The organism is Epilithonimonas pallida, from assembly GCF_900182975.1.
GTDB lineage: Bacteria > Bacteroidota > Bacteroidia > Flavobacteriales > Weeksellaceae > Epilithonimonas > Epilithonimonas pallida.
In genome coordinates this window covers 145,223-158,316 of the sequence record NZ_FXUO01000008.1, presented here as the reverse complement: position 1 = coordinate 158,316, position 13,094 = coordinate 145,223, and the positions used below count along the sequence as shown (strand labels likewise).

General features: G+C 37.7%; 9 protein-coding genes. 6 read left to right on the top strand and 3 right to left on the bottom strand.

The genetic code is table 11. The features are described from left to right. Positions 1–14: 14 nt before the first annotated feature. The 5 genes from dinB (at position 15) to QOL71_RS15225 (ending at position 5,659) form a co-directional block, all read left to right on the top strand. Positions 15–1,100 (top strand): DNA polymerase IV, encoded by a 1,086-nt coding sequence (dinB, locus tag QOL71_RS15245; RefSeq protein WP_283417754.1) that lies wholly within the window; start codon positions 15–17, stop codon positions 1,098–1,100. Positions 1,101–1,291: 191 nt separating this feature from the next. Next, positions 1,292–2,803: an alpha-amylase gene (locus QOL71_RS15240; RefSeq protein ID WP_283417753.1), complete on the top strand. Its 1,512-nt coding sequence runs from the start codon at positions 1,292–1,294 to the stop codon at positions 2,801–2,803. Between the two features lie 32 nt (positions 2,804–2,835). Beyond that, positions 2,836–3,588, top strand: coding sequence for a helix-turn-helix domain-containing protein (locus tag QOL71_RS15235; protein ID WP_283417752.1), 753 nt, complete (start codon positions 2,836–2,838; stop codon positions 3,586–3,588). Positions 3,589–3,612: 24 nt separating this feature from the next. Next, positions 3,613–4,773: an FAD-dependent oxidoreductase gene (locus QOL71_RS15230; RefSeq protein ID WP_283417751.1), complete on the top strand. Its 1,161-nt coding sequence runs from the start codon at positions 3,613–3,615 to the stop codon at positions 4,771–4,773. 55 nt (positions 4,774–4,828) lie between these two features. Further along, positions 4,829–5,659 carry a GLPGLI family protein gene (locus QOL71_RS15225; protein WP_283417750.1) on the top strand — a complete coding sequence of 277 codons (831 nt, stop codon included), beginning with the start codon at positions 4,829–4,831 and terminating at the stop codon, positions 5,657–5,659. Positions 5,660–5,723: 64 nt separating this feature from the next. On the opposite strand, the gene QOL71_RS15220 is transcribed toward QOL71_RS15225, so the two are convergent. The 3 genes from QOL71_RS15220 to QOL71_RS15210 all read right to left on the bottom strand — a co-directional run bounded on the left by QOL71_RS15220 (position 5,724) and on the right by QOL71_RS15210 (position 9,826). After that, positions 5,724–8,117, bottom strand: coding sequence for an aldehyde dehydrogenase family protein (locus QOL71_RS15220; RefSeq protein ID WP_283417749.1), 2,394 nt, complete (start codon positions 8,115–8,117; stop codon positions 5,724–5,726). 77 nt (positions 8,118–8,194) lie between these two features. Further along, on the bottom strand, positions 8,195–9,193 hold the full coding sequence (deoC, locus tag QOL71_RS15215) for a deoxyribose-phosphate aldolase (RefSeq protein WP_283417748.1): 999 nt from the start codon (positions 9,191–9,193) through the stop codon (positions 8,195–8,197). A 162-nt stretch (positions 9,194–9,355) separates the two neighbouring features. Then, on the bottom strand, positions 9,356–9,826 hold the full coding sequence (locus tag QOL71_RS15210) for an Lrp/AsnC ligand binding domain-containing protein (protein WP_283417747.1): 471 nt from the start codon (positions 9,824–9,826) through the stop codon (positions 9,356–9,358). A gap of 411 nt (positions 9,827–10,237) precedes the next feature. Between QOL71_RS15210 and QOL71_RS15205 the strand changes: the two genes are divergently transcribed. After that, positions 10,238–13,051 carry an alpha-amylase family glycosyl hydrolase gene (locus tag QOL71_RS15205; protein WP_283417746.1) on the top strand — a complete coding sequence of 938 codons (2,814 nt, stop codon included), beginning with the start codon at positions 10,238–10,240 and terminating at the stop codon, positions 13,049–13,051. The last annotated feature ends 43 nt before the right edge of the window (positions 13,052–13,094 follow it).

Below are 13,094 nucleotides of genomic sequence, written 5' to 3'. Positions count from 1 at the left end.
TATTCTAAATTCCAATGCAATCGCAACGCAAAATCATTCACGTAGATATGGACGCATTTTATGCTTCTGTGGAGCAACTCGACAATCCTGGTTTGCGTGGAAAAGCTATTGCTGTTGGCGGGGGACATCGTGGTGTGGTCGCAGCCGCAAGTTATGAAGCCAGGAAATTTGGGGTGCGTTCTGCGATGCCGAGTAAAACTGCCAAAGAAAAATGTCCGCATCTCATTTTTGTGAAACCCAGATTCCAGCGTTATAAAGAAATCTCCAACAAAATCCGGAACATCTTCCACGAATATACGGATTTGGTTGAACCACTTTCTTTGGATGAAGCTTACCTTGATGTTACTGAAAATAAAAAAGGAATCGAATCTGCCAACGACATTGCCAGAGAAATCCGAAAACGCATTTTCGAAGAAACTGGACTGACCGCTTCTGCAGGGATTTCTATTAATAAATTTTTAGCCAAAGTCGCATCTGATATCAATAAACCGAATGGTCAGAAAACCATTCATCCCACAAAAATTAATGAATTTCTGGATAATCTTCCTATTGAAAAATTTTACGGTGTCGGAAAAGTGACGGCCAACAAAATGCACACGCTACACATCTTCAAAGGTGCTGATCTGAAAGCTAAAACCCTTGAACAACTTGAAGGTCTTTTCGGGAAATCCGGACGGTATTATTATAATGTAGTTAGAGGAATCCACAATGGAGAAGTCAAACCCAACCGAATTCAAAAAAGTGTTGCTGTTGAAAGAACGTTTTGGGATGACATCAATGAAGATGATGAAATTGATGAAAAACTGAAATCCCTGAGCCAGGAACTGGAAGAACGTCTCGGAAGAAAAGAAATCCAGGGAAAAACCCTGACACTTAAAATCAAATACAAGGATTTTTCACTTTATACAAGAAGTAAGACTCAGGATTTGTATTTTGAAAATGCAGATAAATTCTATAAAACCGCTAAACAACTTTGGGAGCTGAGACCTTTTGACAAAGCGATTCGTTTGCTTGGGCTATCACTTTCCAATCTTAATACAGAAGAAAAAAAGCAGGTTTCCGTTCAGCTAAAAATTCCATTTATGGAGTTTGATGATTAGGCAACTAATAAAAAGTTCATTTTATGTTAAGTTTGGATATATGACAAATCTTTAACATAGCGAAGCGCGCCCCGACTTGAGTGGAGCTCTTTTTCTTTTTTTGCTAAAAAAGAAAAAAGCGGGAACGGAGGCGGATAAAGGCGCCCAAATCTTAATCCAGAAAATTTCTCTTGGCTTGATATTTTCATAACATGAAACATCAAATCAAACAATCTGAAAAAATCTACAATCTTATGAACGGGACTATGATTCAGTTTTTCCATTGGTATACCGATGGTGATTCTTTCCTTTGGAAACATACCAAAGATTCTGCACAATATCTTTCAGACTTAGGAATTACAGCAATTTGGCTTCCGCCGGCTTATAAGGCGATCAATGGCGGATTCGGTGTCGGATATGGACCTTATGATCTTTTTGATTTGGGAGAATTTGATCAGAAAGGAACCGTTGCTACAAAATACGGAACGAAAGACGACTACCTGGAAGCCATCAAATCTTTGAAAGAAAAAAATATCCAGGTCATAGTTGATGTAGTTCTGAACCACAAAGCAGGCGGTGATGAACTGGAGAAATTCCAGGTCGTGAAAGTAGATTACAATGACCGCAACAAAGTAATCTCCGATGTAATGGAAATTGAATCCTATACCAAATTTACTTTTCCGGGCAGGCAGAAAAAATATTCGGATTTTGAATGGAATTTCACATGCTTTACAGGTGTTGATTATGCTGAAGGACAGGAAGACGGTATTTTCAGAATCATCAATGATTATGGTGATAACTGGGATGATATCCTGGATAATGAAATGGGCAACTATGATTTCCTCATGTATAATGATATCGAACACCGTAACCCTTTTGTACGAGAAGAACTGAATCACTGGGCAAAGTGGTATCATGAGCAAACTGATTTTGATGGCGTAAGATTAGATGCCGTTAAGCATATCTCTCCTGACTTTTACAAAGAATGGCTTACGCTTTTACGTTCCAATACCGGTAAAGACATCTTTGCAGTCGGAGAATATTGGGCGCCTGGAGAATTACCACTTTTGGAAGCCTACATAGATTCTACAGAAGGCTGTATGAGCTTATTCGATTCTTCTTTGCATCATAACCTGCATAATGCGTCTAAAAATCCGGATTATGATTTGAGAGAAATTTTCAATGAAACGTTGGTAGCTTCTCATCCGGACAAAGCAGTAACCGTTGTAGATAATCACGACACACAGCCGCTTCAGGCTTTGGAAGCACCCGTTGAAACCTGGTTCAAACCGATCGCCTATGCTTTGATTTTGTTGAGAAAAGATGGCTATCCTTGTGTTTTTTATCCGGATCTGTACGGCACAAGTTACAAAGACCACGGAAAAGATGGCAATGAATATGAAATCTTCCTGGACAAAGTGGATGCGATTGAAGAACTCATCAGAGCCCGAAAAGATTTTGCTTATGGTGAGCAAAGGGATTATTTTGACGACCCACATTGCATCGGCTGGACTCGTGAAGGTGATGATGAACATCCGAGTTGTGCGGTTGTTTTGAGTAACAAAGATGCGAATCAAAAATCGATGGAGATAGGAAAACGGTATGCAGGAAAAACGTTTTATGATTTTACCGGGCATTTGCAAGACAAAGTCACGATTGATGAAAATGGTTGGGCCAATTTTCTTTGTCCTGCCGGGAATGTGAGTGTTTGGGTTGCGGAGTGATTTTGAATCTGAAATATTTCTATATTTGAAAAATGTCTACCGAATTACAATACAAACTCATCAAGTCAGACCAGTTGCTGACTGATTTTGTTTATTGTTATTCATCATTAGAAAATTTGTCAGGATTTAATGAAGGTGTGATTATTCCGAATGGGAAAATTGATTTGCTATTTTGTAAAACAACCGGCAATCAATTCCAGATTATTTTAATGGGTTTGGAAACGAAGCCCAAACCAATGCCCAAAAGAAAAATTGACACTTTTTTCGCTATCAGTTTTAATCCGTTAGCTTTGGAATATATTCTTCATCAATCCATTTCGGAATTGGTAGATAGCGGAAAAGAATTACCTGACAATTTCTGGGACTTTAGTATTAGTGATTTAGATAATTTTGAATTGTTTTGTAAAAAAGCCAACCAGAAAATCCAATCACTTTTACCGAAAGAAATTGACGAGAGGAAAAGGAAATTATTCAATTTAATTTTTGAAACCGACGGAGAAATCAGCGTCAAAGAACTCGCTGAAAAAATAGTCTGGAACGAACGACAAATCAATCGCTACTTTAATAAGCAATTGGGAATCTCGTTAAAATATTATTGTAAAATATTACGTTTTCAGGCGTCGCTTCATCATATCAAAGACGGTAATCTTTTTCCTCAGCTCAATTTTGCCGACCAATCTCATTTCATCAAAGAAATCAAAAAACTTTCAGGCGTTTCACCAAAAGAATTGTTCAAAAATCAAAACGACCGATTTTTACAATTTTTGGTTTATCACACCCAATAACTTTGCAGCATAAAATTTAAAATTATGCTAATTAATAATCAATCAATTGCCATTGTTGGCGGCGGTCCCGGTGGATTGACTTTGGCCCGTCTTTTACAATTGAAAGGTGCTGATGTGAAAGTTTATGAAAGAGACTTCGATAAAAATGCACGTGTTCAAGGTTCGCCTTTGGATTTGCACGACGATTCAGGTTTAGCCGCAATCAGAAAAGCGGAATTGCTGGAAGAATTCAAACAAAATTTTCTTCCCGGCGCCGATAAAAAAATGATAATGAACGAGCAGGCAAAAATATTCTTCAGTGATCACGAAACTAAAGTTGAGGAAAACTTCGGTCACAAACATTTCCGTCCGGAGATTGACCGTGGAACTCTAAGACAAATATTATTGGAATCTTTACAGCCAGAAACCGTTGTTTGGAATAGCCATTTTGTTTCGATGGAAAAAGAAAATAAAGGTTGGAGATTGCATTTCAAAAACGGCTCATCAACTTATGCAGATATTGTTATCGCATCCGATGGCGCGAATTCCAAAATCCGTCCCTACATAACTGATATCAAAGCTTTCTATTCCGGCGTGACAATGCTGGAAGGGAATATCTACAATGCAAAAGAAACTGCACCGAATATCAACACTCTGTTGAAAGGCGGAAAAATAATGGCTTTCGGAAATAAGAAAAATCTGTTGATGGGACAGAAAGGGAGTGGTGATATCGGTTTCTATGCAAGTTTTAAATCCGATGAAAACTGGGCTTCAGCGAATGGATTGGACTATTCTGATAAAACACAAATTCTGGAATGGTTCAAAACCAATTACCCTGAATGGAATCATATCTGGTGTGAATTGTTTGAAAGTGCTGAAACACCTTTCGTTCCAAGACCAATCTATTGCGTTCCGTTTGACCAGACCTGGAAAACTCTTCCAAACCTCACGCTGATTGGAGATGCCGCTCACGTAATGCCTCCTTTTGCAGGTGAAGGCGCAAATATGGCAATGCTGGATGCATTGGATCTGAGCGAATGTCTGACTTCCGGAATGTACAATTCTTTAACGGAAGCCATTTCGGTTTACGAAAAGAATATGCAGAAAAGAGCCTCGATTGCAGCTAAAGAATCTCTTGAAAATGGTGAACTGATGCATTCTGAAAATGCTTTAGCAACAATGCTGGAGTTTTTTAATGGGCATTGAGAAAAACATTTTGTATAAATAATTATATTTGATTTGAAATGAATCAACAATAGTTATGAAAACAATAATGTTATTTTGTCTGCTTATCGGAAGTTTTTTCCAGGCTCAAACACACAGATATATTTATGAATTACAATTAAAAATGGATTCTACTGAAAATGAGTATCAAAAATTCTATATGATATTGGATATTAATAAAAACGAAACCAAATTTTATGGAAGAAATCTTTTGATTGCCGATTCCTTAAATAAAAAATTTGGAAACATGGATAATAAACACGTCGATATGACGGGACAGATCGTCAAGAGAAAAAACGGCTCTTCCGAAAACGAAAATTTCATTAATATCAAATTTGATTATTATTCTTATAAAACTACCGATATCATTAATTGGAAAATTGAAAATGAGACCAAGAAATATAATGATTATAATCTTCAGAAAGCAACAGCTGATTTTGGAGGGCGGCATTGGATTGCCTGGTTCAACAAGGATATTCCTTTTAATGAAGGACCTTATAAATTTCGAGGATTACCGGGTTTGATTTTTGAGATTCAGGATGATAAAAATAACTTTATCTATAAGCTTGTTAAAAATCAAAGCTTTCCCGACAATTTCGCAACAGATGATTTTCTGGAATCGAATTTTGGAAACAAAGCTGTTGTTATCAATGAAAAACAGAAGAAAAAGTTACTAATGGATTTTTACAATGATCCTTTTTCTTTTGAAAGAACCAATTTGAAAAGCAGTCCAAACCTGAATATTAATATCGGAGGAAAGCAAATCAGCAATATCGAAGAACTGAATGCACAGGTAAAAAATCTGCAGGCCATTATAAGAAAATACAACAATCCTGTTGAGGTTGATAAGGCTATAAAGTATAAGTAATTACTATACAAACCTCCCGAAATTTCTCGGGAGGTTGTTTTATATATTAAAATTTAAATTCTTCTTAGGCGCCGTAAGGAATCCAGATATTTTTAATTTCTGTAGCGTGACGCAAGAATTCTTCACCTTCGCCCTGAGCGTTATCCAACCAATTTCTATATTTTCCGAAATTTAGCCAGGTGCGTTTCATACTGTCTGCAGCCAAAAACTCGATGTCTTTGCAGCCTTCTTTCGTTCCGAAATACCAGATTCCGTCGATATTATAATGCTTCGCCATTTCTTTTGCCAACTCATCTTTGTGGCCGGTAACGATATTTACTGTTCCGCCAGGAACATCGGATGTTTCCAGAATCTGATAAAAATCCGTTGCCGAGAAAGGATGTTTTTCAGAAGGAATCACAACTACATTATTTCCCATTGCAATTGCAGGAATTACCGTTGAAATGAATCCAAGCAAAGGATTTTCGTCCGGGCAAACAATTCCCATCACACCTACGGCTTCCGGCATTGCCAGCGTCACCATTCTCTGAACGGTTGAATGCGCCTGCCCATCATATTTATCTGCAAAAGCCGCGTAAGTATAAATTCTTTCAATCGATTTTTCCACTTCTTCCTCAGCAGATTCCAGAGATTGATTGGTCATTTCCATAATTCTCTCCGCAAATTCTTCCGAACGGATGGCCAGATTTTCAGCAATATAATATAAAACCTGCGCTCTTGCATGGCCTGTCATTCCTGCCCATGATTTTTCTGCATGAGCCGCTTCTACCGCATTCCGGATATCTTTTCTGTTTCCTTCGGAAACTTCGCCGATATATTCGCCAAAAGCGTTTGTGACATTTAAACTGTAACCGCCGTCAGGACGGGCTTGTTTTCCGCCGATATATAATTTGGAAGTTCTGTCAATATCTTCCAGAATAGATTTTAATTTTTTCTCCGATTTTGTTTTTACTGCTTTTGGCACAATTGGTTTGGAAGAAAATTCATCTTCGATCTTCAGCTTAACATATTCGTATAAGCCTTCTTTTCCGCCTTCTCTTCCAAATCCCGACTCGCGATAACCGCCAAATCCGGCAGAAGCATCCATTTGATTGGTACAATTAATCCAGACCATACCAGCTTTGATCTTCGGAGCCACATCCAATGCCAGATTGATATTTTCCGTCCATACACTTGCTGCTAAACCATATCTCGAATTGTTCGCCAAAGCTACAGCTTCGTTATGAGAACGGAAAGTCATTGCTACAAGAACAGGCCCGAAAATCTCTTCCTGGGCAATTGTTGCTGAAGTGGAAACATCGGTAAATAAAGTTGGCGGATAGAAGAATCCGTTTTTAGGAACTGCATTTTTTGCCTGATAGATTTCACAGCCTTCACTGATACCGAGTTTCACCAGTTTATCAATGGTTTTGAATTGTGCTTCATCCACAATGGCACCCATATCAATTGCTTTGTCCATTGGATTTCCGACACGAAGGTTTGACATCCTGTCTTTTAGTTTTGCATAGAATTTTTCAGCAATGCTTTCTTGAACCAATAATCTTGAACCGGCGCAACAAACCTGACCTTGATTAAACCAAATCGCATCCACAATGCCTTCGATCGCAGAATCGATGTCCGCATCTTCAAAAACGATGAACGGTGATTTCCCTCCTAATTCCAGAGAGATTTTTTTACCGCTTCCGGCAATTTCTCTTCTGATGATTTTCCCAACATTCGTAGAACCTGTAAATGCCACCTTGTTGACATCTTTATGATTGACCAAAGCTGTTCCTGCAACTGTTCCTTTTCCTGTAACGATATTGAAAACACCCTTCGGAAGTCCGACTTTCTCACAGATTTCCGCAAATAGCAATGCCGTTAAAGAAGTATATTCAGCCGGTTTCAGAACAACTGTATTTCCCATTGCCAAAGCTGGAGCTACTTTCCAGGCGAGCATCATCAATGGAAAATTCCAAGGAATGATTTGCCCGATAACACCAACTTCTTTGTAATCCCTCAGTTCGGTATCCCTCAGTTTCGCCCAACCTGCGTGGTGATAAAAATGTCTTACGACGATTGGGATATCAATATCTCTTGTTTCGCGGATTGGTTTTCCATTATCTAAAGTTTCCAAAACTGCAAACAATCTGGAATGTTTCTGGATTTGTCTCGCGATTGCGTACAGATATTTTGCACGTTCGAAACCGCTAAGAGCAGCCCATTTTGGTAAAGCTTCTTTTGCCGCTTTTACCGCTTTGTCCACATCCTTTTCATCAGCTTCTGCAAATTTTGCAAGCAGCTCTTTGTTGGCAGGATTGTGAGACTCCATATATTGTTTGGAACTTGGCTTTGTCCATTCTCCGTTAATGAATAAATCGAAAGTTCTGTTGTGAGATTCCAGATAATCAACAGCCGGAGCTGCACTTTCCGGAGCGGGACCGTAAACCATGGTGTCGAATATTTCTTTTATTTCCATCTGTTATATGATTGATGAATGATAGTTGATGATTGATTTCAAAATCCTGAACCCAAAATTTTGAATATTGATTGTGATTAGGCCATCGGATGTCTAAATCCTGCAGAATAACTTCCGGTAACATAATGTTCTAACTGCCTTTCAATATCTCCAAGCAATGAACTTGCTCCGAAACGGAAGAGTTCCGGATTCAGCCATTCGTCGCCCAATTCTTCTTTTATTAGAATGAGATAATCTAAAGCCTGTTTTGCTTTCTGAATACCACCAGCCGGTTTATACCCCACTTTAACACCTGTCAATTGATAATAATCCCTGATACAACGGATCATGACCAGGCTCACAGCCAATGTTGCATTCACAGATTCTTTGCCTGTAGAAGTTTTGATGAAGTCGGAACCGGCCATCATCGCCACCCAGCTTGCTTTAGCCACTTTGGTATATGTCGGGATTTCTCCGGTTGCCAGTATGGTTTTCATATGTGCATCACCGCAAGCCTGCCTGCAAAGTTTCACTTCATCGTACAGTTCCTTCCATTTGCTTTCCAAAACCAGGTCTCTGGAAATCACAATATCGATTTCCGTAGCTCCGGCAGCAACGGATCTTTTGATTTCGGCAATTTTTTCTTCGATTGAATTCTTACCTGCAGGAAAACCTGTAGAAACCGCAGCAATAGGAATATCGCTGCCTTCCAGAGCTTCTTTTGCGTAAGAAATCAAATTGTGATAAACACAAACTGCTCCTGTCGTCAAATTAGTATTTGCCATTCCAAGCTTTTCCAGTATATCGTGACGAACGGGATTTCTTGCCTTTTCACAAAGACGAAGAACATTACCACGCGTGTCATCTCCGGCTAGTGTTGTCAAATCTATCATGGTGATCGCTTTTAAAAGCCAGGCCGCCTGATATTCTTTTTTAACGCTTCTTCTTCCCGGAAGTGAGTTTACACGTCGGTCAATTGCACTTCTATTGATGTTGATTTCATCAAAATACTTCTCATTATAAGGGATACCCTCGTTTCTTTCCAAAGTATGGGAAGATCTATTTTGGATTCCGTTTTTTTCCAGAACTTTTGTCATAGAAATTGATTTTAAATTAAATCTCAATACGAAACTGAGAGAGTGGTAAATTTAATAATTATCTACAAATGTTTTATATCTATTAAAATTATTTTTGAACTATTCCAAAAACAAAAAACACATCCCGTAGAATGTGTTATTGTATATTTTTAATTTCCTGAGTTACACTTTCAGCTGCCTGTTGATGCTTTGTTCCAGAGAGATAAAGGTTTCTGTTCTGGTAACACCTTTCAGCTTCTGGATCTTGTTAAGAATCTGCATCAGATGGTCATTGTCTTTACAAAGCACTTTTAAAAATATGGTGTAATTCCCCGTGGTGTAATGGGCTTCTACAACTTCATTTACCAAGTTCAGATTTTTGATTGCATCTTGATAATGGCTTGGCTGCTCCAAGAAAACGCCGATATAAGAAACGACTTTATAGCCTATTTTTCTTGGATTAAGGAACGAAATAGAGTTTTCTATAACACCTGCCTGTTCTAATTTTTTGATTCTTTGATGAACTGCCGTGGTAGAAATCCCAACATGTTTGGAGATATGTGCAAGAGAAGTTTTAGCATTATCCATTAACATATAAATAATCTCTTTATCAACTCCGTCTAGATGGTAACCTGATTCGGATGCACTCTTCATAATATTTAGTTATTGATTTTTGTTGCAATTTAAAACAAACATTTAATTAATCAAAATAACATATTGATTTAAAATCAAATATATCACATATCAGAATTATGATTAATGAAAAATAAAATGTTTATTATTTTTTACTTGGTCGTAAATTTATAGAAATTTATGTGAACTATAAAAATATATTACATATTATTTTACAAAATAACACAAATATCAGTTAAGAGAATCAATCTCAATTAGAACCATACCGTTAATTTTCAGTTAAAATAAAATTAACAAAACAATTATACCAGCTATTAAAATAAATAATTTAACCCCTGTAAATCAATTAATTAATTATAAAAATATCATAAAATCAAAAATACATGTTGTATTCTGAAAAAAGTCTATATTTATGAACTTATATATAGACTTATGAAAATTTTTTACAATCTGATTGCATTTTTCATTGCAATCTCAACATTTGCGCAGCAACAGACCGTGACCTATTCGATCAGTCCTGCTGCTTTTAATGAAGATGAATCGATTACCATTACTTTTAATGGAAGTAGCATCAACGAATCTACGTGGGGTGTTTCAAACAATGCTTTGTATCTCTGGTCCTGGTCATATGATATTAATGACGCCAATAGCCAGGATTGTCCTACCAATGGGACTTGGGCTTCATCCAATGAGGCAAACAGATTGACTTATAATTCCGGTAATGATACTTACACCATTACCTTTGTTCCAAAAACATTTTACAACAGAACTGGTCTTGGAAGAATCGGTTTTCTTTTGAAAACTAAAACAGGTAACGGGCAATCTCAGGACATCTACTCCGAAGTCGGGAAATTCCAATTTGCAACGACTACACCCAAGAATGGATCTGTGAATTTCATTGCTTCCGGAAACAATTACCCTATTTCTTACAGCACATCTTTACCTGCAAATTTTGTAGTGAAGGCTAATGGAAACACCATATATACGGCAAACAATGTTTCATCTATGTTTACTGCGTATAATATTACAACTGATAATCAAATTGAATTAACTGCAACAAGCGTTGCGGATGGTACTGTTTTGACATCCAAATTTTCTATATCACCAACTCCAACTGTGCAAACTGCAGCAATACCTTCATACATGAGACAAGGTATCAGCTATGATCCTAATGATCCTACAAAAGTTGGATTGGCTTTATACGCGCCTTTCAAAAGTTATGTGCATGTCATCGGAAGTTTTAATAATTGGCAGGTTTCTTCCAATTATCTGATGAAAAGAGATGCAACTAATTCCAATCTTTATTGGTTAGAAATTACAGGACTGACACCACAGCAGATTTATACTTTCCAGTACAGAGCAAGTGACGGCGTAAAAGTTGCCGATCCATATTCAACATTAGTTTTGTCTCCTGATGATGATCCTTGGATTTCTGCCAACACGTATCCGGGACTACCTGCTTATCCCGCAGGACAGCAATACGATGTATCTGTGATCCAAACAGCAAAACCAGCATATAACTGGACTGTAACTAATTTCCAAAAACCTGCAAAACAAAATCTTATTGTTTACGAAGCCCTGGTAAGAGATTTCACCGCTGAGCAAAACTGGCAGTCTATGATTAACAAAATCCCTTACATCAAAGGATTGAATGTTAATGCCATAGAGTTAATGCCGGTAATGGAATTTGACGGAAATAATTCCTGGGGATATAACCCGGGATTCCATTTAGCTTTGGACAAAGCTTACGGAACACCTGAGAAATTTAAGGAATTCATTGACAAATGCCACCAAAATGGTATAGCAGTAATTCTGGACGTTGCCCTAAATCATGCTACCGGGAGATCTCCATTAGAAAGACTTTGGTCCACAAGTACAACAGGAGGATATGGTGATGTCGCATCCAATAACCCTTATTTCAATCAGATTGCTAAGCATGCCTATAGCGTATTCTATGATTTCAACCATTCAAAAGCTGAAACAAGATATTATGTAAACAGAGTTCTTGAGCAATGGATATCAGAATATAAAATTGACGGATTCCGTTGGGACCTTACAAAAGGATTCACTCAAAACTGTACACCTTCGGATGAAGCTTGTACCGGCGCTTATCAACAAGACAGAGTTGATGTATTGAAATTATATTCAGATTATCAATGGTCTTATGATCCAACATCATATGTTATTTTTGAGCATTTGGGAACAGATGCAGAAGAGCAACAATGGGCAAACTACCGTGTTAATGAAGGAAAGGGTGTAATGATGTGGGACAACCTAACAGGACCTTTTGGTCAAAACACCATGGGTTACGATTCTAATAGCAACTTCAACAGAATCGATTTTGAAAATCATGGATTCTCAGAAAGAAGAAATGTCGCTTATGGAGAAAGTCATGATGAAGAGCGTTTGATGTATAAAAATCTTACTTACGGTAATGGCAGTGTAAAAACATTAGCAACTGCTCTTGAGAGACAAAAAGCATTTGGTGCCGTTTTTTTTACAGTTCCCGGTCCTAAGATGCTTTGGCAATTTGGAGAGTTGGGTTACGAATTCAGTATCAACAGATGTGAGAACGGAACCATTAGCAACGATTGCAGAACTTCTCCAAAACCTGTAGCCTTTACTTTAGGCTATGATACAGACGCCAGCAGAAAAGCAATCTACGACACTTGGTCAAAAATCTTAGCAATCCGATTATCAAGCCAGGTTTTTGACACAACAACCTTCACAGTAGAATCAGGAAATCTTTTACCTAGAATCTATGTTTGGAATGATGCCTTGCCTGCAAGTTCTTTGAAAAACGTAGTGGTAGTTGCTAACTTTACAACAACAGCTCAAACTGTAACACCTAATTTCCCTTATGCCGGAAACTGGTACAATCTAATGGACAATTCTTCTATGAATGCCAATGGCTCTACAACAGTAGTTCTTCAACCGGGAGAATTTAGGATCTATGGAAATCAAACCGCTTTGGCAACGGACGAAACGAAGATTGATGCGAATAAAACATCATTGCAAATCGTTCAGAATCCTGCAACAGACGGATTATTGAAAATCAGATACAACAAAGCTAAAAACGGGCAAATCAACATCTATGACCTTAATGGTAAAATGGTAAAATCTTTCGGACTAAAATCCGCTAAAGGAGACGAAACATTCTCTGTAAACGGCATCGGAACAGGAAATTACTTAGTACAACTAAAGTCTGATGAAGGTTTGGCAGTTTCTAAGTTAATCATCAAATAAGACAAAATAAATTTTCAAATCAAATGAAAACGCCTCAGCTAGC

Bases quoted from the DNA above. Each gene is read 5' to 3' on its own strand.
- dinB (WP_283417754.1), top strand. From the start codon at position 15: ATGCAATCGCAACGCAAAATCATTCACGTAGATATGGACGCATTTTAT.
- QOL71_RS15240 (WP_283417753.1), top strand. From the start codon at position 1,292: ATGAAACATCAAATCAAACAATCTGAAAAAATCTACAATCTTATGAAC.
- QOL71_RS15235 (WP_283417752.1), top strand. From the start codon at position 2,836: ATGTCTACCGAATTACAATACAAACTCATCAAGTCAGACCAGTTGCTG.
- QOL71_RS15230 (WP_283417751.1), top strand. From the start codon at position 3,613: ATGCTAATTAATAATCAATCAATTGCCATTGTTGGCGGCGGTCCCGGT.
- QOL71_RS15225 (WP_283417750.1), top strand. From the start codon at position 4,829: ATGAAAACAATAATGTTATTTTGTCTGCTTATCGGAAGTTTTTTCCAG.
- QOL71_RS15220 (WP_283417749.1), bottom strand. From the start codon at position 8,117: ATGGAAATAAAAGAAATATTCGACACCATGGTTTACGGTCCCGCTCCG.
- deoC (WP_283417748.1), bottom strand. From the start codon at position 9,193: ATGACAAAAGTTCTGGAAAAAAACGGAATCCAAAATAGATCTTCCCAT.
- QOL71_RS15210 (WP_283417747.1), bottom strand. From the start codon at position 9,826: ATGAAGAGTGCATCCGAATCAGGTTACCATCTAGACGGAGTTGATAAA.
- QOL71_RS15205 (WP_283417746.1), top strand. From the start codon at position 10,238: ATGAAAATTTTTTACAATCTGATTGCATTTTTCATTGCAATCTCAACA.